At 73.0% G+C, this 22,156-nt stretch carries 17 protein-coding genes; 10 read left to right on the top strand and 7 right to left on the bottom strand.

The window, feature by feature from the left end; genetic code table 11:
* Nucleotides 1-413: 413 nt before the first annotated feature.
* Nucleotides 414-1,904 carry a sugar transferase gene (locus OG994_RS13090; protein WP_407942607.1) on the top strand — a complete coding sequence of 497 codons (1,491 nt, stop codon included), beginning with the start codon at nucleotides 414-416 and terminating at the stop codon, nucleotides 1,902-1,904.
* A 93-nt stretch (nucleotides 1,905-1,997) separates the two neighbouring features.
* Nucleotides 1,998-3,095, top strand: a complete 1,098-nt coding sequence (locus tag OG994_RS13085; RefSeq protein WP_120331206.1) for a hypothetical protein — start codon at nucleotides 1,998-2,000, stop codon at nucleotides 3,093-3,095.
* A 15-nt stretch (nucleotides 3,096-3,110) separates the two neighbouring features.
* Here the strand turns inward: OG994_RS13085 and OG994_RS13080 are convergent, their stop codons facing one another.
* From OG994_RS13080 to OG994_RS13065, 4 genes are read right to left on the bottom strand one after another with little or no spacing between them, the layout of a single operon-like run.
* Nucleotides 3,111-3,374: an acyl carrier protein gene (locus OG994_RS13080; RefSeq protein ID WP_120331205.1), complete on the bottom strand. Its 264-nt coding sequence runs from the start codon at nucleotides 3,372-3,374 to the stop codon at nucleotides 3,111-3,113.
* Between the two features lie 14 nt (nucleotides 3,375-3,388).
* Nucleotides 3,389-4,612 (bottom strand): pyridoxal-dependent decarboxylase, exosortase A system-associated, encoded by a 1,224-nt coding sequence (locus tag OG994_RS13075; protein WP_328853421.1) that lies wholly within the window; start codon nucleotides 4,610-4,612, stop codon nucleotides 3,389-3,391.
* The gene (locus OG994_RS13070; protein ID WP_328853420.1) at nucleotides 4,609-6,213 is read right to left on the bottom strand and encodes an acyl-CoA ligase (AMP-forming), exosortase A system-associated; all 1,605 of its coding nucleotides are present in this window, start codon (nucleotides 6,211-6,213) and stop codon (nucleotides 4,609-4,611) included. Before OG994_RS13070 ends, OG994_RS13075 begins: the two co-directional genes overlap by 4 nt.
* 44 nt (nucleotides 6,214-6,257) lie before the next feature.
* The gene (locus OG994_RS13065) at nucleotides 6,258-7,124 is read right to left on the bottom strand and encodes a hypothetical protein (protein ID WP_328853419.1); all 867 of its coding nucleotides are present in this window, start codon (nucleotides 7,122-7,124) and stop codon (nucleotides 6,258-6,260) included.
* A 277-nt stretch (nucleotides 7,125-7,401) separates the two neighbouring features.
* Between OG994_RS13065 and OG994_RS13060 the strand changes: the two genes are divergently transcribed.
* Entirely contained in the window at nucleotides 7,402-8,361 is a 960-nt protein-coding gene (locus tag OG994_RS13060) for a glycosyltransferase family 2 protein (RefSeq protein WP_328853418.1), read from the top strand.
* 57 nt (nucleotides 8,362-8,418) lie between these two features.
* Here OG994_RS13060 and OG994_RS13055 read toward each other — a convergent pair whose 3' ends face one another.
* From OG994_RS13055 to OG994_RS13045, 3 genes are read right to left on the bottom strand one after another with little or no spacing between them, the layout of a single operon-like run.
* Nucleotides 8,419-9,096: a polysaccharide deacetylase family protein gene (locus OG994_RS13055; protein WP_328853417.1), complete on the bottom strand. Its 678-nt coding sequence runs from the start codon at nucleotides 9,094-9,096 to the stop codon at nucleotides 8,419-8,421.
* Entirely contained in the window at nucleotides 9,089-9,976 is an 888-nt protein-coding gene (locus tag OG994_RS13050) for a glycosyltransferase (protein ID WP_120331200.1), read from the bottom strand. The genes OG994_RS13055 and OG994_RS13050 overlap by 8 nt, the downstream gene beginning before the upstream one ends.
* Complete coding sequence (locus OG994_RS13045; RefSeq protein ID WP_328853416.1) at nucleotides 9,973-11,262, bottom strand: glycosyltransferase family 4 protein; 1,290 nt, start codon at nucleotides 11,260-11,262, stop codon at nucleotides 9,973-9,975. The genes OG994_RS13050 and OG994_RS13045 overlap by 4 nt, the downstream gene beginning before the upstream one ends.
* Before the next feature lie 489 nt (nucleotides 11,263-11,751).
* Between OG994_RS13045 and OG994_RS13040 the strand changes: the two genes are divergently transcribed.
* From OG994_RS13040 to OG994_RS13010, 7 genes are all read left to right on the top strand, one after another.
* Nucleotides 11,752-12,729 (top strand): GumC domain-containing protein, encoded by a 978-nt coding sequence (locus OG994_RS13040; protein WP_120331198.1) that lies wholly within the window; start codon nucleotides 11,752-11,754, stop codon nucleotides 12,727-12,729.
* Nucleotides 12,726-14,108: an O-antigen ligase family protein gene (locus tag OG994_RS13035; RefSeq protein ID WP_120331197.1), complete on the top strand. Its 1,383-nt coding sequence runs from the start codon at nucleotides 12,726-12,728 to the stop codon at nucleotides 14,106-14,108. Before OG994_RS13040 ends, OG994_RS13035 begins: the two co-directional genes overlap by 4 nt.
* Nucleotides 14,109-14,436: 328 nt before the next feature.
* Nucleotides 14,437-18,069 (top strand): DUF4082 domain-containing protein, encoded by a 3,633-nt coding sequence (locus tag OG994_RS13030; protein WP_328853415.1) that lies wholly within the window; start codon nucleotides 14,437-14,439, stop codon nucleotides 18,067-18,069.
* Nucleotides 18,070-18,086: 17 nt separating this feature from the next.
* Entirely contained in the window at nucleotides 18,087-19,175 is a 1,089-nt protein-coding gene (locus OG994_RS13025) for a glycosyltransferase family 2 protein (RefSeq protein ID WP_328853414.1), read from the top strand.
* Entirely contained in the window at nucleotides 19,172-20,194 is a 1,023-nt protein-coding gene (locus tag OG994_RS13020; RefSeq protein ID WP_328853413.1) for an ABC transporter ATP-binding protein, read from the top strand. Before OG994_RS13025 ends, OG994_RS13020 begins: the two co-directional genes overlap by 4 nt.
* Nucleotides 20,191-21,021 (top strand): ABC transporter permease, encoded by an 831-nt coding sequence (locus OG994_RS13015; protein WP_328853412.1) that lies wholly within the window; start codon nucleotides 20,191-20,193, stop codon nucleotides 21,019-21,021. The genes OG994_RS13020 and OG994_RS13015 overlap by 4 nt, the downstream gene beginning before the upstream one ends.
* 55 nt (nucleotides 21,022-21,076) lie before the next feature.
* Nucleotides 21,077-22,153: a glycosyltransferase gene (locus tag OG994_RS13010; RefSeq protein WP_328853411.1), complete on the top strand. Its 1,077-nt coding sequence runs from the start codon at nucleotides 21,077-21,079 to the stop codon at nucleotides 22,151-22,153.
* The last annotated feature ends 3 nt before the right edge of the window (nucleotides 22,154-22,156 follow it).

Genomic DNA, 22,156 nt, shown 5'->3' with positions numbered 1-22,156 from the left:
TGCCGGGGGCGTGAGGGGATTCCCATGGCGGGAGGCTACCGGCGGCCCGGGGTGCTCCGGTGACCGGCGATCAAGCGTTTCTGGCGTCCGAACGTCCGCGCGGGCCGGCTCGAACGGCCGTCGCCGGCACCTGTACGGGCCACCGCCCGACGCGGTTCGGGTGCCGGTCGGGCACCGCCCGGCTCGCGCGGTGTCGTCAATAGGACTCGGGATCAAAAATGCCGGAAGTGACGCTGGCAAAACGCGACCGGCCCCCGCATTCTGGTGCTCGATCGGTTTTCCCGCACGCCTCCGGCGCCATTGTCTCCGGAGGCGTAAGTCTGCCCCGGCGTCGCAGTTCCCGTGCCCGCGGGCAGGCCGTTCGGCAGATGGCTGGTCGACCTTCACGTGGAGGCGGCGTGCATTCGGTGGAAATGGCGCAGGTAATCGACGGTCCGGTCGCCCGCAACGATTGGGCCGCGCCCCCGGGAGCAGCCGCCGGGCCGGCGCGCCACTCCTGGAAGGCCCGGTACGTCGCCGCTCTCTGCCTGGTGGACCTCCTGGTGGGGTTGGCGTCGGCCGGCGTGGCCCTGGGGCTCCGATTCGGCCCGGCCACCACCGAGCCGTCCCACCGGTCCCATATCTGGCTCACCCTCACACTGCCGTTCGCCTGGTTGGTGGCGCTGGCCCTCAACCGTGCGTACGAAACACGGCACCTCTTCGTCGGAAACGACGAGTACGTCCGGGTGTTCCGTTCGGGTCTGGCGCTTACCGCGACGCTGGCGGTTGTTTCCCTCGCGTTCGATTTCCGGGTGGCCCGGGGATACGTGATTATCGCGATGCCGTTGGTCACCGTGGCCGGTGTCGCCCTGCGGTACGCGCTGCGCCAGCGCCTGCACCGTTCCTGGGCCCGCGGCGAACGGCTGCACCGGGTGCTCCTGGTCGGGCACGGCTCCGCGGTCGCCGAGCTGGCCCGCCGGTTGCGTCGTGAGCGGTTCCACGGGCTGGGCGTGGTCGGCGCGTGCCTGCCGTACGCGGAGTCGGACGGCCGGCCCGACCCCGGTCCGCTGCCGCCGGTCCTCGGCACGTTCTCCGACGTCGCGGCGGCGGTGGGCCGCGCCGGCGCGGACACCGTGGTCGTGCTCTCCTGCCCGGAGATGGCCGGTGCCGCCCTGCGGCGGCTGGCCTGGCAACTGGAACGCGACGACGTCGACCTCATCGTCGCCAGCACCCTCGTCGACGTGGCCGGCGACCGCACCACGATCCGCCCCGTGGACGGGCTGCCGATGCTGCACGTCGAGCACCCCCGCCTCAAGGGCGGCCGGCGGGTCGTGAAGGAGATCGTCGACCGCGTGTCGGCGCTGCTGCTGCTGGTGGTCGCGGCACCTGTCCTGCTGCTCCTGGCCCTGCTCATCCGTACGGCGCCGGGAGCGGGCGGCCCGGCGATCTTCCGGCAGGAGCGGGTGGGCCGCAACGGCCGCCTGTTCGTCATCTACAAGTTCCGCACGATGCACGTGGACGCCGAGCAGCGCCTGGCCGAGCTGTTCGAGCGCAACGAGAGCGACGGCGAACTGTTCAAGATCCGCGACGATCCGCGGGTGACCCCGATGGGGCGCTGGCTGCGCCGGTTCTCGCTGGACGAGCTGCCGCAGCTCATCAACGTGGTGAAGGGCGACATGTCGCTGGTCGGGCCCCGACCGCCACTGCCCCGGGAGGTCGCGAACTACCCGCCGGACATGCGCCGGCGGCTGGTGGTCAAGCCGGGGCTGACCGGCCTGTGGCAGGTGTCCGGCCGGTCGGACCTGTCCTGGGAGGAGTCGATCCGCCTGGACCTGTCGTATGTCGAGAACTGGTCGTTCACCATGGACCTGGTCATCCTCGTCCGTACGCTGAGCGCCGTCATCCGAAGCTCGGGAGCGTACTGACGCCGCCGCCCACGCACGTGCCGGCCGTGATCCTGCGTGGACGTCCCGCGCGGCGCCCCGTCGCACACCCGCCGAGCAGATAGGTTCGCCGCGATGTCGCAGATTTCGAAGCCCGTCAGGACCCGTGGGAGACGCCTCGCGCTCGCCGGCGCCGGCCTCCTGCTGGCGGTGACCGGCTCGGTGCTGTTCCTGACGCAGCGCGGCTCGGCACCGGCCGGTGAGACCGACGCGGCGGCCGTCGCCGACCAGCCCGGCGTGACGCCGTCCGGCCCGGGCGCCTCCGTCCGGCCCAGCGGGTCCGCGAGCCCCCGCGCCTCCGGGTCGGCCTCCGCCACGGCGTCGGGCAGCCCGTCCGCCGGTCGGGGCGGGGAACCCGCCGACCGGACGCGGCCGGCGGTGGTGTGGCCGAACCCCGCCACCACCGGCGTCCCGGCGGGTTGGCGTCCGAAGCAGACGCGCACGACGGATCTGAAGATCACCCGGGCCGGGTCCGTGGTGAGGGACATCCGGCTCGTCAACGCGGACCTCATCGTCGCCGCCCGGGACGTGCGGGTCCAGCGGGTCGAACTCCAGGGCGGCAGCATCATCAACGACTCCACACCGTCGTGCAACAACGGGCTGGTGGTCGAGAACGTCACGCTGACCCGCGGCCCGGGGCAGGTGACCCGCAGCGAGGACCTGCCCGCCATCCAGGCCGGCGGGTACACGGCCCGGCGGGTCCGGATCGACGGCCGCCCCGAGGGCTTCCGTGTCGCCGGGAAGAGCCTCGACTGCGGTCGCGTCACGATCGAGGACAGCTTCGCCCGGGTCACCTCGCCGGACGTGTGCGGCGACTGGCACGGCGACGGCGTGCAGGGGTACGACGGGCCGCCACTGGTCGTCCGCAACGTCACGCTGGAACTGGCGCAGACCGCGTCCTGCGGCGGCACCGCCCCGTTCTTCTACCCGGCGGACCAGGGCAACACGTCGGTGGAGGTCGACGGCCTCCTGGTCAAGGGCGGCGGGTACCCGTTCCGTCTCGCCATGCCCGGGTCCGTCCGCAACCTGCGCGTCGTGGACGGGTCGTGGGAGTACGGGCCGATCGACGTGGCCTGCTCCCTGGTGACCGCGTGGGAGGCGGCCGTCGTCACCGTCGGGCCGGACTACCAGCCGACCAGGACGGTGCGACGGCTGCCCTGCGACACGCCGTGACGGCGCGGTCGAGGGTCAGGCGAGCTTGCTCTCGACGAGCGCCGTGAGGCTGCCCAGTGTCTCGAACGACTCGGCGGTGACGTCCTCGTCGTCGAACTCGATGTCGAACCGCTCCTGCAGGGCGGCGAGCAGCTCCACGACGGCCAGCGAGTCCAGCTCGGGCAGGCTGCCCAGCAGCGGCGTCGACGGGACGAGGGTGTCGGCGCGGTCCTCGACACCGAGCGTCGCCACGACGACCGACCTCACGTCGTCGACCAGGGCGGTGTTGGTCAGCTCCATGGTGGTTCCTCTCGTCAGACCAGGACCTCGGCGGGTGCCGGGTGGCTCAGGAAGGCGGTCGGGCTGGCCGTGAGCCCGTAGGCGCCGGCCTGGAACACGACGACGAGGTCGTCGATCTCCGCGGCCGGCAGCGCCACGTCGTCGCCCAGCAGATCGAGCGGCGTGCACAGGCAGCCCACGACGGTGGCCGTCCCGGCGGGCTCCTCGTCGATCCGGTTGCCGACGGCGATCGGGTAGTTGCGGCGGATGACCTGGCCGAAGTTGCCGGAGGCGGCCAGCTGGTGGTGCAGGCCGCCGTCGACCACGAGGAAGACCTTTCCCCGTGACTCCTTCCGGTCCACCACGCGGGTCACGTACACGCCGCACTCGCCGACGAGGAAGCGGCCCAGCTCGACGACCATCCGGGCGTCGGGCAGGTTCGGTCGGACCGAGTCGGCGAGCAGCGCCGCGAGGTTCTCGGCGATCGGGGCCAGGTCCAGCGGGGTGTCCCGCTCGAAGTAGGGGATCCCGAAGCCGCCGCCGATGTTGAGGTAACGGACGGGGGCCGGGGCGTACGCGGCGAGCCGGAGCGCGAGGTCGACGGTGTTGCGCTGCGCCGCGCAGAGGATGTCGGCCCGCAGGTTCTGCGAACCGGCGAAGATGTGGAAGCCCAGGACGTCCAGGTCGGCGTGGGCGAGTTCCTTGAGGAGCGCGGGCACCCGCTCGGCGTCGACCCCGAACTGCTGGGGTCCGCCGCCCATCCGCATGCCCGATCCCTTGATCGCGAAGTCGGGGTTGACCCGGACGGCGACCCGCGGCCGGATGCCGAGCCGCTCGCCGGTGGCCACCACCCGGGCCGCCTCGGTCTCGGACTCCAGCTCGATGGTGACACCGGCGGCCACCGCCTGGGTGAGTTCCGCGGGAGTCTTGCCCGGGCCGGCGAAGCTGACCCGGTCGGCCGGCATCGGCGTGTCCAGCGCCGTACGCATCTCCAGCGCCGAGGCCACGTCGAACGCGTCGACCAGCCCGCTCAGGTGCTGGACGACGGCGGGCATCGGGTTGGCCTTCACGGCGTACCCGAGTTCGACGTCGTCGGGCAGCGTCGCCCGGACGAGTGCGACCCGCTCGGTCAGCAGCCGCCGGTCGTACGCGAAGAAGGGGGTGCCGCCCACCCGCTCGGCGAGACGGTCCACGGGGACGCCGCCGACGGTGAGACGGTTGGCCGCCCGGCCGAACGCCGCGATGGTCGGGTGGGTCACGACGCCTCCCCGGTGCGCGCCTCGGACGCCTCGCGCGCCGCCTTGGTCAACTCCGCACGCAGTAGGTTGCGGTCGAACTTGCCGTTCGGTGAGCGGGGGATATCCGCGCGCACGACGACCTCCTTCGGCACCATGTAGAGCGGCAGGCGCCGGCGCAGGTCGGCGAGCAGGCCGGCCGGGTCGAGTACGGCGTCGCCGGGCGGGCTGGCCACCAGGACGATGCGCTGGCCGAGGCGTGGGTCGTCAACGCCGATCGCCACCGCGTCCCGGACGAGACCGGTGTCGTACACCACCTCTTCGACCTCCGTCGGGCTCACCCGGTAGCCCGACGTCTTGATCATGTCGTCGCCGCGCCCCACGAAGTACAGGAAGCCCTCCTCGTCGCGGACCACGATGTCCCCCGACCAGACGGCGACCTCCGGGGTGGACAGCCCGGCGGGGCGGCCCGGCGCCGGTCGGAACCGCTCGGCGGTCCGTTCGGGGTCGTTCCAGTAGCCCAGCGCGACCAGCGGACCCCGGTGCACCAGTTCGCCGGGCTCGCCGGCGGCGCACTCGGACCCGTCCGGCCGCACCACGAGGATCTCGGCGTTGGGGATGGCCTTGCCGATCGAGTCGGGCCGGCGGTCGGCCTCGGCGGGGTCGAGGTAGGTCGAGCGGAACGCCTCGGTGAGCCCGTACATGAGGTAGGGCCGGGCCTGCGGGAAGAGCTGCCGCAGCCTCGCCAGGGTGCTGGCCGGCATGCGGCCGCCGGTGTTGGCGACGTAGCGGATCCTGGCGGTCGCCGCCTCGGGCCACGTCCGGTCGGCCAGCTGGATCCACAGTGGCGGCACGCAGGTCAGCCCGGTCACGCCGTGCCGCGCGCAGGCCGCGACGACGTCGTTCGGGGTCAGGTAGTTCACGAGCACGACGTGCGCGCCCGCCGCGAACCCGGTGGTGAGCTGGCTGAAGCCCGCGTCGAAGCTCAGCGGCAGCACCGCGGCGATGACGTCGTCGGGCGTGTTGCCGAGGTAGTGGCTGACGCTCTCGGCGCCGGCGACGAGGTTCCGGTGCGACAGCACGACGCCCTTGGGCTTCCCCGTGCTGCCGGAGGTGTAGAGGATGGCCGCCATGTCGGTGTCGACGCCGGCGGTCGGCGGTGCCGCCTCGCCGGCCACGAGGTCGGCCCAGCGGCTGACCGTGTAGTGCGCCCCGCCGGTGGCCGGCGTCGCGCCGACGACCACGACGTGCGTGAGCGACTTGCAGCCGTCGAGTTCGTCGCGCAGTAGGGCCAGCAGCTCGGCCGTGGTGACGAGCACGCGGACGTCGCAGTCCGCCGCGATGTACGCCACCTGCCGGGCCCGCAGCAGCGGGTTGACGGGCACGAACACGCCGCCGGCCGCGGACGTGCCGAACACGGCCGCCACCGTCTCGACCCGCTTGTCGAGGTAGACCGCCACCCGGTCGCCGCGCGCGAGGCCGAGGCGGCGCAGGCCGCCGGCCACGGCGGTGACCTCGCGCCACAGCTGCGCGTACGTCAGCGTGGTGTCCCGGACGGTCAGCGCCGGCGCGTCGCCGCGTCCGTGCGCCGCCTCGGCCACCAGGTCGTGCACGTGGGTCCGCATCCGCGCCGCCCCTCCTCCCGCCGGTCCGGTGCCCGGCCGTCCGCTCACCAGGCCACGCAGACGAGCTCGCTGTACAGGTAGTCGATCTGGTCCGGGCGCAGCCGGGAGCTGCGGAACATCTTGCGGCGCGGCGAGCGCAGGAGCATCGACGGCCACGGGCGGTGGCCGGTCACCCGGGTCTCCACGAGGGTCGCCGGGATCCGGTGGCGCAGCAGGAGGTGGCGGGCCAGCGGCCGGGCCATCCGGCGGAACAGCTCGGGGTTGCTGACGTGCAGGATCGACGCGAACAGCGGCAGCCGCTTGCGGCGGTCCCGGCGGAAGACGACGTAGCACCACTCGTCGCCGCTGCGCAGCACGAGGTGGTGCGCGGCGGCGGTGCCCGCGTGGTCGCGGTACAGCCGCAGCTCGGAGCCGGTCAGCGTGCTCTCCACGACGCGGGGGTCGGCGCTGACGCGGTGCCGGCGCGGCCACGACGGCCACGGGAGGTTGGGCATGAGCGCCGTCGTGGTGTCGAGGAACTGGAACTTCAGCCGGCGGTTGATCGGAACGACGGTGCCGCTGGGCGAGAGGTCGGTGAAATGCAGGTCCGGCTGGTCGAGCAGCGCCTTCAACAGCCGTACGCCGTGGATGCGGTATTCGGGCAGGACGCACCATGCGCCCAGATTGCAGAACCGTTCGGGCCGGCCGTCGATCATCCGTTCCGAATAGAACGCGAGGTGGACGCCGACGACCGCGCCGTCGCGTTTCGTGTCGACGAGCATGAATCCGTGATTGGGCGCGTCGACCGTCCACGGCACCTGGACAGACCGCTCCCACTCGGCCGCCGACACCCGGCCGTTCAGATGGGTGTGGAGGAACTCCGCCACGCGGCGCAGATCGGAATTCGTGATCGGGGTGACCCGGACTGCCATCGCGGCTGCTGTCTCCCCACCTGACGCGCCGAACCGTTGCTGGGGCAACGTATCAGGCGCCAGGAAGGGATCACAGGCGGACGTTCGGGCCGACCGGTCCGCCCGTTCGACGCGGTGGCGCGCAGTTCCGCCGAGAGCATCCGACGCGGAGGCGGATTGTCGTCGGCCGACGGCACAGCAATGGATCGGCGCGGTTCCGCGCGGTCCGCCGGCCACCGCAGAATGGGCACCGCAGGCCGGTCCGGTCGGATCGACGCTGGCGATTTCAGGAGCACAGGTGACCGGTACCCCCGAGACGATCGCGGTCGTGGTCGTCACCTACAACAGCGCGCGGTTCGTCCCGGACCTCGTGGCGTCGCTGGGCCCCGGCCTGGCCGGACTGGACTGGCACCTCACGGTCGCCGACAATGCGTCCTCCGACGACACCGTCGAGGTGCTGCGCCGGGAGGCGCCGTGGGCGCGGATCGTCGAGACCGGACGCAACGGCGGGTACGCGGCCGGCATCAACGCGGCGGTCGCCGCGGCGGCGCCCCACGACGCCGTGCTCGTGCTGAACCCCGACGTACGCCTCGCGCCGAACTGCGTACCGGAGCTGCTCGCGGTGCTGCGCCGGCGCAACGCGGGCATCGCCGTGCCGCGGATCGTGCGGGCCGACGGCGGGTTCAGCCCGAGCCTGCGCCGGGAGCCGACGATCCCGCGCGCCCTGGGTGACGCGGTGCTCGGCGCCGACCGGATGGGGCGGATCGGAAGCCTCGGCGAGGTGATCACGGACCGCCGGTGGTACACGCGGGAGGTCACGGTCGACTGGGCGGAGGGCTCCATCATGCTCATCGACCGCGCCTGCTGGGACGCCTGCGGTCCGTGGGACGAGTCGTTCTTCCTCTACTCGGAGGAGACCGAGTACGCGTTGCGCGCCCGTGACCGTGGCTTCGCCCTGGTCCTCGCCCCACGCGCCCGGGCCCGGCACCTCGAGGGCGACTCGGCCACGTCGCCGCGCCTGTGGGCGCTGCTCACCCTCAACCGCGTCCGCCTCTACCGGCGGCGTCACCGCCTGCCGGCGGCCGTCGTGTACTGGGCGCTGATCCTGCTGCGCGAGGCGAGCCGGGCCGCCGCCGGCAACCGGTGCAGCCGGCACGCCGCGCGCGCCCTGGTCAGCGTGCGCCGGCTCCGGGAGACGCCGGGACCGGCGAGCGTGCAGCCGCCGGCCGCGACGGGCGCGGTCACCGCCGGGGCGTGACAGGCCGGGCGTGGTCGCCGCCGGGCGTGACGAGCCCACGGCCGCGTCCAGGCGGGGTCACCGCCAGCGCTTGACCACCCCGACGGCCGCCGACCGGAGGCGCCGGGCGACCGGCGGGGTCGCCAGGGCGGCGGCCCGCACCGTCGTCGCGTCGTCGTCGCGCCGGACGCTGAACCGCGGCTGAAGCCAGGCGTCGCGTCGCGCCGGCCGCCGGTCGCTCGTGTAGACCCGCCGGTAGCCGAGCTCGCGCAGCCGCGAGAGCAGCGCCCGGTCGTACCGTCCCAGCGGGCAGGCGGCCGTGTCGACGCCGCCGGCGACGACCGCGGCGAGCCGGTCGCGCGCGTCGACCAGCTCCTCCCGCCGGGTGCCGGCGTCCATGCCCCGCCACGAGCGGTGGTGCATGCCGTGGGAGCCGATGCGCATGCCGTGGGCGTGCAGCTCGCGGACGGCGTCCTCGTCGAGGCTTCCCGGGGCGCCCAGCCGGCCGGCGAGCACGAAGAAGTCGGCGCGCAGGCCGCGTGCCAGCAGGGCGGGCAGGCCGATCTCGACGTCGGAGGCGTTGCCGTCGTCGAAGCTGATCCGCACCGACGGCCAGGTGGCCACCTCGTCGAGGATCCGGTGGAACGCGTCCCGGCTCACCCAGTAGCGGTCCTCACCCGGCTCCAGGTCGCGCCGGGGCACGCCGACGCCGTGGAAGCAGACGTTGACGACACGTCCGCGGTCGCTGTCAGCCATCGCTCTCCGCACTCGCCAGGGTCGGCTCCCGGCTCGACTCGTCCCGCCCCCATCCGCCGCCGCCGGTCCGCCGCTCGCGCCGGGCGCGCAGCGCGGCCACGAGCGTGACGCCGACGTAGCAGGCGGCGGCCGGCGCCAGCCAGGGCCGCGGCAGGACGACGTCGCGCAGCCACGACGAGCGGGCCGGCCGGCGTACGGCCACGGTGGTGACCGCGCCCCGCGCGGCCGCGGCGCGCAGCGCGGTGTTGCCGGCGCGGACCCGTGCCAGGCGGCGGACCAGGTCGCCGGTGCGGCGCGGGGTGGCCACCCGGGCGGAGGCGCCGGCGACCTCACGCTTCTCGTGCGGCGCGAACAGCCCGTCGAGGTAGAGGTCGTCGGCGGTCATGGCGGGGAACGCGTCGAAGCGGGCCCGGCCGGCCGCCGACAGCGCGATGGCGCCCCGGCCGAAGAGGCTGTGCCGGAACGCGGGGAGCCGGGAGTTGATCGCGTAGTAGGCGCGGACGATCGCGGGACGGCCACGCAGGTCGAGCGCACGGCCCGGCACCACGGCGAGCGGCGGGTCGCCGTCGGGGCCGTCCAGTGCCGCGACGAGCGCGGGCAGCGCGCCGGGGGAGAGGACCACGTCGGCGTCGAGGTAGACGCGGGGGAAGCCGACGGCGACCGCGTCACCGGCGTTGAGGGCGGCCGCCTTCCCGGCCACCGGCAGGTCGAGCACCCGTACGCCGGCGCGCTCGCGGGCCACGGCGGCGGTGGCGTCGGTGCATCCGTTGGCCACGACGGTGACGTCGAGCGTCCCGCGCGGCGCGTCGGCGAGCAGCGCGTCGAGGCACCGGCCGATGACCGCCTCCTCGTTGTAGGCGGCGATGACGACGCTGGTCACCGACGGGGCTCCGGCGCGTCGGCGGGTGATGTCACGGGGGTCGCGCCCTCTCCGGCCACGGCGGGACGCGCGGCGCCGGGCTCCGCGGTGGTGGGCCGGCGGCGCGCCAGCAGGCGGTGCCACACGTCGACGTACGCCACCCTCTGGTGTTCCCAGGCGAGCTGGTGGGCGAAGCGGTCGCGGCCGATCTCGGCCATCCGGGCCCGGCGGGGCGCGTCGTCGAGGAGGTCGGCGATCGCGGCGGCGAACTCCTCCGGCGTGCCGTGGGGCACGTAGACGGCGGCGGCTCCGGCGGAGCGCCGCGTCTCGATGAGGTCCACGGCCACCACCGGGAGGCCCCGCGCCAGGTACTCGACGGTCTTGGCCATGGTCGACAGTTCGTTCATCCGGGTGGGCTCGTCGGGCTGGATCGCCACCGTCCCGGTGCGCAGCAGGTCGTCCACCTCGGTGCCCTCGAGCCAGCCGGTGAACTCGACGACGTCACCGAGGCCACGGTCGGCGACGAGCTTGCGCAGCGCCGGCATGCTCTCGCCGTCGCCGGCGATGACGAGCCGCCAGTCCCGGGCGGGGCGCAGCCGGGTCAGCACCCCGGCGGCGAGGACGGCGCCCTCGACGTTGTCCTGCGGGCCGAGCACCCCGAGGTAGACGATCCGGTGTCCGGTCGCGGCCGGTGCCGGGGTCGCCGACCGGATCTCGCCGGCCGCCGGACCGTTGCGCACCACCGTGACCCGCTCCGGCGCGACGCCGCGGCGCACGGCGTTCTCGCGGAACGACTCGTTGGTGGCGAAGACGGCGCTCGCGCTGCGGAGGGTGAGCCACTCCATCGTCGTGAGCAGCCGGAACACCAGCGGGTTGGGTGAGCCGCCGGACCGGGTCGCGTAGATCTCGGGGCAGAGGTCGTGGTGGTCGAACACCCACGGGCGCCCGAGGGCCCGGAAGAGGAGCGCGAGCGGCCAGTAGACGTCCGGCGGGTTGCAGACCTGCACGGCGTGCGCCCGGCCGCGCAGCAGCTCGCCGAGCAGCCGCACGGTGATGCACAGGAACGACCAGGCGAACTCGAGGGCGAACGAGAGCAGGCCGGAGCCGTAGACGAACACCGGGTACGGCCGCAGCCGGGTGCCGCGGCTGCCGGGGAGGATCCTGAGGCTCCGGTCGCCCCGCGGCGCGATGATCGTGACGTCGTACCCGCTGGCCTCCAGGGCGAGGGATTCCCTGATCACCCGGCGGTCACGCTCGGCCGGAAGGTTGGCGACGAGGATGGCGATGTGCGGGCGGGAGCTTCTCATGTCACCTTCTTGACCTCGGTGTCGACCGTGCGGGCACGCCTCCCCTTCATTTCCGAGAACGATTCCGGATTGATGAGGTTTCGAACAACTGGCCGCAAGGGCGTTCTCGTCTCGCCGTTTCGCCGGTTGATCCGCGTGGATCCCCGATGTGGACGTGGCTGACCGGTCCTTGCATTCGCGGGTTTCGTATGAATGCAACCCCCTAATCAGTGATCGATTCCGGGGTTCCGGCGGCCGATGCGCCCGACGCCGAATGGGCGGCCGGCGACGGCGTGCCGGATGTCCACCCGCGACGGGCGGGCCGATGTCGTTGCCGAAAAGGTCGGCGACGTCGACCGATCAGATATGTGGCGCAGGTGGCGGGCCCGGCCCCGCGTCGCGGTGCCTTGCCAATACCTGAACGCCGATCGGATACTTGCGCGAACGGCCTTCGGGTCCGCTCGACAGCTACGCGCTGACTCGTCGGCCAACTGACGCCAAAGGATCAAAATGGACCTCTGGGATCTGACCCGCCTGCTGTTTCGGCGGTGGTATGTCGCGCTTCCGATCCTGCTGGCGTCAGTGCTCACCGCGGCCCTGGTCGGCCAGTCCGTCAAGCCCGACTACCGGTCCACCGGCAACCTCGTCCTGATCCCCGCGCCCGGGCCGGTCGAGCCGGCGAACCCGAAGCAGCCGACGGCGGAGCGGCCGAAGAATCCGTGGGGGGATCTCGGGCTGGAGGCGCTCGGCAACGCGGCGATCCTCAAGGTGCTCGACCAGAAGACGTTGAAGGGCCTGGCCGACTCCGGCCTGTCCGACAGCATCACCGTCCAGGTGACCCCCCGGGCGCCGATCCTCTACGTCGAGGCGGTCGGCAACTCGCCGGCGCAGGCCACGGCGACGGTCCGGGAGGTCATCAGGCTGCTCGTGGCGGAGGTGGCGGAGCAGCAGAAGGGCTTCGGCGTGCTGCCGCAGGACACCATCACGACGCTGACGCTGACCGACGGCGCCGACGTCGAGGCGGTCACCTCGAAGGTCAAGCGGGTGCTCGTGGTGATCGTCGGTCTGGGCCTGCTCATCACGGCGGCCGGCACGATCGCCGTCGACGTGCTGCTGCGACGCCGGCAGCGCCGCCGCGGCCGGGTGGACGTCGACGAGGCGGACGAGGCGCTCCGGGCCGAGGCCGCGGCCCGCGAGCCGGGCCAGCGCCGGGTCGACGTCCCGCCGCACGGGCACGACGGCGAGGCGGTCCGGCGGGCCCGCCTCGGACCGGAGCCCGGCGCGTACCGGTCGCGGGAGCAGCCCGGCGTGGGCGCCGAGCGGCGCGTCGCCGTCGAACCGAAGCCGGGCCGGCACCCGCAGCAGGGCGTCGAGTACGTCCCTCCGCGTACGCCGCCGACGGCGGCGCCGGCGGCGGACCGGACCGTCATCCTGCCGCCGGCCCGCGGCCAGTGGTCGGGCCGTGAGGGCCGAAACGGTGGGCGGTGAGCGCCACCCTCCTGCACCCGGCGGACCTTGAGCCGTCGCTGCTGGCCGTCCGCACCTACGCGAGCCGTCGGCGGCGGGCGCGCATCGACGCGGCGGCGCTGCTCAGCCTCATGGTGGCCCTGCTGTACTGCCTGCCGGCCACGCTCATCGCGCCCGAGTTGACCTTCGCGGGACGGCCCGCCCTCCTGGTGGCGTTCGCGCTCGCCTGCTGGTGGTCGCTGACCCGCCTGCACCCCCGCCTGGTGATGTCCGGGTCCCAGCCGATGCGCTGGGCGGCGTTCGCCTACCTGTTGTCGTTCCTGCTGTCGTACCTCGCGGGCACCATCCGCGGGCTGCCGCAGCTGGAGGCGAACGGGCAGGACTTCGCCATGATCATCATGATCGAGTTCCTCGGCGTGGTCCTCATCGCCGCCGACGGGGTGCCGAACTGGCACCGCTTCGCCGGGGTGCTGCGGGTGCTGGTCTGGTCCGCCGGGTTCGCCGCCGTGGTGGGGCTCGTCCAGTCGGTGACGGCGTTCGACATCACCCGGTACATGGTCCTGCCGGGCCTGCGCTTCCACGGCGAGGCGGCGGACTTCGCCGCGCGGGGCGACGGCGGGCTGTTCCGCGTCGCGAGCACGACGGCGCACTACATCGAGTTCAGCACGGTCATGGCGCTCGCCGTGCCGTTCGCGATCCACTTCGCACGGTTCGCGCCGTCGCGGGCCGGGCGCGTCACCAGCGGGTTGCTGGCGCTGCTCATCACGGCGGTCATCCCGCTCACCGTGTCCCGGACGGGTGTGTTGGCGCTCGCCGTGACGATCGCCGTGGTGTTCGTGCTCGCCTGGAACTGGCGTACCCGCTACCACGTCCTGGTGCTGGGGGTCGTCACGGCGGCCGGGCTCATGCTGGTGAAGCCGGGGCTGCTCGGCACGTTGGGGGCGCTGTTCGCCTCCGCCGGTGAGGACCCGAGCATCCAGGGCCGCACGCAGGACTACGAGTACGTGGCGTACTGGTTCTCGCAGCGTCCGTGGCTCGGCCGGGGACCCGGCACGCTGATCCCCGAGCTCTACCTGATCCTCGACAACCAGTGGCTCGGCACGCTGGTCACCGGGGGGATCGTGGGGGTGGCCGCGTTCGCCGGCCTGCACGTCACCGGCATCACGCTGGCGTCGATCGCGATGCGACGGGCCCGGCGTCCCGCCGAGCGGGACCTGTGCGCCGCGCTGATCGCCGCCCAGGTCACGTCGATCCTGGTGTCCGGCACGTTCGACTCGCTGTCGTTCACCACGTTCTCGTTCACCCTCGCGCTGACGTGCGGGCTGTCCGGCGCGGCGTGGCGCCTCACCCACCCGCACCGCAGGATCCGCACGTCCACGGTGCGGTGGTTGGGTGACTGACCGCTCGGTCGGCCGGCCGCCGCACGCCACCGTCGCCGACCGGATGAGAGCGCTCGTCCGTGCGGCCAGTGCGGCGATCAGAACGTGTGGCGGAACCCGTCCGACCCGGGTGCCGCAACGACACGATGAGCAATTGTTGGGTCTACCGGGAGGCACTACGGTCGCCTTGGGTCGCTGGGGCGCTCCGCTTCACCGCAACGTCAGGAGAGGACACGCTGTGGGTGGCGATCGGATCGACCGTGCGGGATGCGCGGGGCGGACAGCGGGGGTGGTGGCGTCGGGGCCGCGCGTGGCGCCGGGCCGTCGGGCACGGACGGTCAAGGCATGGGTGGCCCTCGCGGGCCTGCTCCTCGCGGGCACGGTCGTCGGCCAGCCGGCCCGGGCGGCCGAGGGTGCCTGTTCGTCCAACCCGGTCGTGTGCGAGAACAGCCAGACCGGCAACCCGTCGACCGAGTGGGACGACGTGTACGGCGCCGGCGACTGGGAGATCCAGGGTTTCGCCACCGACATGAGTGTCAACGTCGGACAGACGATCTCCTTCAAGATCGATACGCCGGCCACCAGCTACCGCATCGACATCTACCGGCTCGGCTACTACGGCGGCCAGGGGGCGCGGAAGGTCAAGACGATCTACCCGTCCGTCGCCCTGCCGCAGCACCAGCGGGACTGCATCACCAACTCCGCCACCGAGATCTACGACTGCGGGGTGTGGGACGTGTCGGCGTCCTGGGCCGTTCCGGCCGACGCGGTGTCCGGCGTGTACGTGGCCAAGCCCGTGCGCACCGACGGGACGGCCGGCACCAGCCAGATCCCGTTCGTCGTGCGCGACGACGCCCGCCGCTCCGACATCATCTTCAAGACCTCCGACGCCACCTGGCAGGCGTACAACACGTACGGCGGCTCGAACTTCTACTGGGGCGGTGCCAACGGCCGGGCGTTCAAGCTGAGCTACAACCGGCCGTTCGCCACCCGGGGCCTGGAGAGCGGCCGCGACTACCTCTTCAGCAACGAGTACGCGATGATCCGCTTCCTGGAACGGAACGGGTACGACGTCAGCTACACGACCGACGTCGACGCCGACCGTCGCGGGCAGCTGCTGAAGAACCACAAGATATTCCTGTCGGTGGGCCACGACGAGTACTGGTCGGGCCCGGAACGGGCGAACGTCGAGGCCGCGCGCGACGCCGGGGTGCACCTCGCCTTCTTCAGCGGCAACGAGGTCTACTGGAAGACCCGCTGGGAGTCCAGCGTGGACGGCCGCGGCACCCCGTACCGCACGCTCGTCTGCTACAAGGAGACCTGGGCCAACGACAAGATCGATCCGTCGTCGGAGTGGACCGGCACCTGGCGGGACCCGCGCTTCAGCCCACCGTCCAACGGTGGCCGCCCGGAGAACGCGCTCACCGGGACGATGTACATGTCCAACAACACCGACCTCGCCATCCAGGTCCCCGCCGAGCAGGGCCGCAACCGGTTCTGGCGGCACACCACGGTCGCCGCGATGGCACCCGGGCAGGTCGCCACGCTCGCGCCGCACACCATCGGGTACGAGTCGGACGAGGACCTCGACAACGGGTTCCGGCCCCCGGGCCTCATCCGCCTGTCCACCACCACCGGGCCCACCCCCGAGTACCTGCGCGACTTCGGCACCGTGACCACGCCCGGCACGACGACCCACCACCTCACCCTGTACCGCGCGGCGAGCGGGGCGCTCGTCTTCGGCGCCGGCACGATCCAGTGGGCCTGGGGCCTGGACTCCGAGCACGACGGCCCGCAGGAGCCGGCGGACCCGCGGATGCAGCAGGCGACGGTCAACCTCTTCGCCGACATGGGTGTGCAACCGGCCACGCTGATGAGCGGGCTGGTCCGGCCGACGGCGTCGACCGACACGACCGCGCCGAGCGCGACGATCACCTCCCCGGCGCCGGCCACCTCCGTCGCCAACGGGTCCGAGGTGACGGTGAGCGGTACGGCCACCGACGTCGGCGGACGGGTCGCCGGCGTCGAGGTGTCGACCGACGGCGGGGACACCTGGCACCCGGCCACCGGCACGACGTCGTGGAGCTACCGCTTCCACACCAACGGCGTGGGCACCCAGGTGGTCAAGGCACGCGCGGTCGACGACAGCGTCAACATCCAGCAGGTGCCCGCCTCGGTCACGCTGAAGCTCACCGGTCCCAGCACGCTCTTCGGCACCCGCGCGCCGGCCAACCCGGCGGCGAGCGACACGGCGGGCGTCGAGCTGGGCGTCAAGGTGGTCCCGCAGAGCGACGGCACGATCACCGGGGTCCGGTTCTACAAGGGCGCCGGCAACACGGGCACCCACACCGGTTCGCTGTGGACGGCCGGCGGGGAGCGCCTGGCCACGGGCACGTTCGCGAAGGAGACCGAGACCGGCTGGCAGACGCTCGTCTTCCCCCGGCCCGTCCAGGTCGAGGCGGGCGTCACGTACGTCGCGTCCTACTACGCGCCGAACGGGCACTACGCGGCCGACCCGGCCTTCTTCTCCTTCGGCGACCACCGGGCGGCGCCGCTCGTGGCGCCGGGGGCGTACACCTCGGGCGGCAACGGGGTATACCGGTCCGGTCCGGGCTTCCCGGCCACCTCGTACGCCGACACCAACTACTACGTCGACGTGCTCTTCTACGACGGCGACTCGGCCTCGCCGGTCACGCTGTCGGTGTCGCCCGCGCCCGGCCAGTCCCACGTGGAGCTCACCGAGAAGCCGACGGCCACCTTCTCGAAGGACATCCAGCCGGCCTCGATCGAGTTCTCGCTGACGGGTCCGGGGAACGAGCCGGTCGCCGGCCAGGTGTCGTACCACGCGGCCAGCCGGACCGCGACCTTCACGCCGGCGTCCCGGTTGGCCACCTCGCGGACCTACACCGCGCGGGTGTTCGCCCGCGACACCGGCGGGCGTCCGATGGACGAGGCGACCACCTGGTCGTTCACGACGACGGCGTACGACCGGCTGTCGACCCTCTTCCCGGCCGACGCCGTTCCGGCCGAGGCAGCCTCGACGGACTCGGAGGCCATCACGCTCGGCGTCAAGGTCGTGCCGAGGGTCAGCGGGAAGATCGTCGGGGTGCGGTACTACCAGGGCCCGGGCAACGAGGGGGAGCACACGGCCCGCCTCTACTCGGAGACGGGGACGCCGCTGGGCGACGGCCGGTCCACGAGCAGCGGCACCGGGTGGAAGAGCATCTACTTCGACAGCCCGGTGACGGTGACGGCGGGCGTCCCGTACGTGGCGACCTACTTCACGCCCACGGGCCGGTACGCCTCCGACACCGGCTTCTTCGCCTCCGCGTACACGAGCCCCGACTGGGCCGTCGTCGCGCCGGCGGGTGGCAACGGCCTCTACCGGTACGGCTCCGACGGCTTCCCGACCAGCAGTTACAAGAGCACGAACTACTGGGTGGACCCGCTGTTCCTGACCGACGAGCCGCCACCCGGTCCGCCCACCCAACCCGCGCCGCCCGCCGGATCGGTGACCGTCTTCGGCAGCGGCGACACGCCGGACGTGGCGTCGGACCCGGACACCTCCTCCATCGAGCTGGGGATGCGGTTCACCAGCGACGTCCCGGGGCACGTGGCGGGGGTCCGGTTCTACAAGGGCAGCCAGAACACCGGCGCGCACACCGCGACGCTGTGGTCGCCGGACGGCGAGCCGTTGGCCGACGGACCGTTCGTCGCCGAGAGCGGCAGCGGGTGGCAGACCATGCTGTTCGCCGAGCCGGTGGCGATCACACCCGGGCAGACGTACACGGTCTCGTGCCACACGGACGTCGGGCGCTACTCGGTGACGGTGAACGGGCTCGGCGCCGGGTGGAACCAGGGGCCGCTGCACGTGCCGGCCGGCGGCGCGGTCTACCGGTACGGCGCGACCGGCTTCCCGTCGGCGTGGTCGAACCACAACTACTGGGTGGACGTCGTGTTCGTGCCCGAGAGCCAGGACTGAGGGCCGCGATGAGGAGGATGACACCCCAGGATCCGCCGTCCCCGCCGACGGTGTCGGTCGTCGTTCCCTGCTACCGGTACGGGCACTTCCTGCCGGCCTGCGTGCGCAGCATCCTCGACCAGGAGGGCGTCGACGTCGACGTCCTGATCGTCGACGACGCCTCACCCGACGACAGCGCCGCGGTCGCCCACCGCCTCGCCGAGGAGGACCCGCGGGTGCGGGTGCTCGTGCACGCGGTCAACCAGGGCCACATCGCCACGTACAACGAGGGCCTGGCCGCCGTGCGCGGCGAGTACGTCGTACTGCTGTCCGCCGACGACATGCTCGCGCCGCGCGGCCTGGCCAACGCGACAGCGCTGCTCGCCGCGAACCCAGACGTGGGGCTGGTGTACGGGTTCACCCGGTCGTTCTCCGTCGAGCCGCCGCCGGCCCGCACCGCGGCCCGCTCCTGGTCGATCTGGCCGGGGGAGGAGTGGCTGCGGTTGGTCTGCCACCGGGCGAGCAACCCGATCTCCACCCCGGAGGTGGTGATGCGGGCCGAGACCATGCGGGATCTCGTCGGCTACGACGACCGGCTGCCGCACGCCGCGGACTTCCTGCTCTGGCTGCGGACCGCCACCCGGGCCTCGATCGGCCGGGTCAACGGGGTCGACCTGGCCTACTACCGCGTCCACGGCGCCAACATGCACATGTCGCAGTACCCGGGCGCGCTGCGTGACCTCGGCGAGCGCAAGCGGGCGTTCGACATCCTCTTCGACGAGGACGCCGCGCACCTGCCGGACGCCGCGGCGCTGCGCGACGCGGCCGACCGCGGTGTGGCGCGGGAGGCGCTCGTCCTGGCCTGCCGCGCCTACCGGCGCGGGGTCCCCGGCGACGAGGAGGCGGAGGCGTTGGCCCGCCTCGTGGACCTGGCGGAGCGGATCTGGCCGCCGTCGCGCACCAGCCGGCTGCGACGGTCCTACGAGGCCCAGGTGGCCCGGGCGCGGCGGGGCAGGGGTCCGCTGCTGCCGCGCCGGCTGGCGGAGGTGCGGGACCGCGGTATCGACCATCTGCGCTGGCGGCGGTTCCGGCGCTCGGGCATCGACGGGGCATTGGGGTGGCTGTGACCGACACGGAACGGGACGCCGACGACATCATCGTGCTCTCCGGGCTGACCAAGCTCTACGAGCCCACACCGCGGTGGATGCGGGTGTTCGCCCGGTCGCACCTGCGCGAGCCGGTCCGCGCGCTCGACGGGGTCGACCTGGTCGTCCGGGCGGGCGAGATCTGCGCCGTGGTGGGCCCGAACGGCGCCGGGAAGACGACGATGTTCCGCATCATCGTGGGCCTCACGACCGCCACGGCCGGGAGCGGCAGCGTCCTGGGCCTCGACGTCGAGCGCGACTCCGAGCAGATCCGGCAGACGGTCGGGTGGATGCCGTCGGAGGACCGCAGCCTGCTCATGCGCGCCACGTCGCGGGAGAACCTCCAGCTCCACGGCCGGCTGCAGGGCATGTCGCGCAAGGGTCTGACGGCGCGCATCGAGCACGTGCTCGAGACGGTCGACCTGATGCCGCAGGCGGACACGGTGGTGGCGGGCATGTCGGCGGGCATGCGGGCCCGGTTGCGTCTGGCGCGGGCGTTGCTGCCCGGGCCGCGGGCGTTGATCCTCGACGAGCCGACCGGCCCGGTGGACCCGATCGCGGCGTACGGGCTGCTGACGCTGATCATGGAGCTGGCCAAGCAGGAGCGGCTCGCCGTGCTGATCTCCTCGCACCGTCTGGAGGAGATCGAGGCGTTGCAGTCGCAGGCGCTGCTGCTCGACGGCGGCAAGGTCAGGTACTCCGGTGACCTCGACCGGCTGCGCCGGGAGTGGGAGCGGCCGGAGCTGGAGCTGGTCGTGGCGACCCACCAGGACGCGCTGGCGGTCGTCGACGGCCTGCAGGCCCAGGACATCGAGGCGCGCGTCGACGGCGTCACGGTGCGCTGCCGGCCGACGGGCTCGGACGGGGTCGGCGCCCTGCTCACCGGGCTGGGTCCGCTCACGGGCACGATCCGGCACGTGCGGGAGATCCCCATGCCGCTGCGCGACCTGATCGCGCGGGTGTACGCGCGCGGCGCCGACCCCGAAGGAGCCGCCCGATGAGCCTCGCCTACCCGTCGGTCGTCGGGAAGCGCTCGTTCGGCCGCAAGGTGTTCCACACCGTCGAGGCGTACGTCCGCATCGACCTCGTCGAGGAACGGATGTTCCCCGCGACCAGCATCATGCGCTACATCGCGGCCGTGTTCCCGGTGCTGCTCTACTACTTCCAGGGCAGCTTCCTGGACATCTCCGGTCAGCTGTTCGTGGTGATGGTCGTCGGGACGGCCGTGGTCGCCGGTCTCCAGGACGCGCTCCTGGCGCTCACCAGCCGGCTGAACTTCGCCATGGAGCGGGGCACGCTGGAGACCTACCTCGTCGAGCCGGTGCCGTGGGCGTTGATCCCGGTCGCCATGAACGTGTGGCGTAGCTGCACCGGAGCGTTGCTGGCGTGCTTCATGGTCGCGGCCGGCTGGCTGCTGGGCGCGCCGATCCAGGGTTCGGGTGTGCCCGGCGCCCTGCTGGTGCTCTTCCTGGGGATCGTGGCCTGCAACGCGCTGGGCACGTTCGCGGCCGCGTTCATCGTGCTGTTCAAGCGCGGCGAACCGGTGGTCATGCTGTTCAGCCTGGCCACCGCGGTGCTCGGCGGCGCGTTGTTCCCCATCAGCGTCCTGCCGGAATGGATCCGGTGGGCCAGCTACCTGATCCCGCAGACGTACGTGATCAGCGCCGTCCGGCAACTGCTCATCGAGGACGTCCCGCCGGACGGGCTGTCGATCGGTGTCTCCGTGGGCGTCCTCGCGGTCTTCGCGATCGTGTCGTTCGCCGCGGGGCTGTTCGTCTTCGACCGTGCCCTGCGGCTGGCCCGCCGGCTCGGGATCCTCAGCATCTGACGGCGGGAGGGATCGCGATGACCGTGCCGAGCCCCGGCCCCGCCGGGCGGGTCCGATGATCCGCTGGGCGACCGGACTGGCGCGCGGGGCCGTCCGGCGGTACAGCCGGGCGGCGGACCTGAGGTGGCGCCGGCTCCCGCACCTGGCCGTCGGCCGACGGTCGGGCGACCGGCCGACCGTGTACTACCTGGCGCCGGTGCCGAGCGGCATCTTCGGCGGGATCCGGAACCTGTACCGGCACGTCGACAACCTCAACGCGGTGGGGATCTCCGCCGCCGTGGTCCACCCCAGAACGGGGTACCGGGCCTCCTGGTTCGCCAACGACACCCGGGTCCTGGGCGCCTCGGAGGTGGTCCTCACACCGGACGACCTGCTGGTGGTCCCCGAGTGCTACGGCCCGGGGCTCGGTGCGGTTCCCGACGGGGTGCGGGTCGTCGTCTTCAACCAGGGCGCGTACATCACGTTCGACCACGTGCCGTTCGACACGACGCGGGCCGGCGCGCCGTACGCCGACGTGCCGGGCCTCGTCGGGCTGCTGGCCGTGTCGCGGGACAACGCCGAGCTGCTGCGGTACACGTTCCCGGACCTGCCGGTCGGCATCGCCCGGCCGGTGATCGACCCGGAGCTGTTCCACCCCTCCGGGGAGCCGCCGGCGCGGCGGCTCGCGTACCTCACCCACCGGCGGCCGGAGGAGCGGGAGCAGCTGCGGCACACGCTGCGCGCCCGGGGCCTGTTCGAACGGTGGGCCGAGGCGCCGATCGTGGGCCGGTCGGAGTCGGAGACGGCGGCCATCATGCGGGGCAGTGCGATCTTCCTGAGCTTCAGCCACCGGGAGGGTTTCGGCCTGCCGCCGGCCGAGGCCATGGCGAGCGGCTGCTTCGTGGTCGGGTACGCGGGCCTCGGCGGCCGCGAGTACTTCGAGCCGCCGGAGTGCGCGCCCGTCCCGGACGGGGACCTGCTGGCGTTCGCCCGTGCCGTCGAGGCGGCCTGCGCCGCGTACGACGACGACCCGGAGACGTTCCGGAAGGCCGGGTTGGCGGCCTCGGAGCGGATCCGGGCCCGGTACTCCGTCGAGGCGCTCCGGGCCGAACTGCTGGACTTCTACACGCCGTTGCTCGGCGCCGCCCGCTGACCT

The sequence above is a fragment of the Micromonospora globbae genome, assembly GCF_036184225.1.
GTDB classification, from domain to species: domain Bacteria; phylum Actinomycetota; class Actinomycetes; order Mycobacteriales; family Micromonosporaceae; genus Micromonospora; species Micromonospora globbae.
Note: the sequence above shows the minus strand (reverse complement) of the source record. Positions and strands in the feature narration are given on the sequence as shown.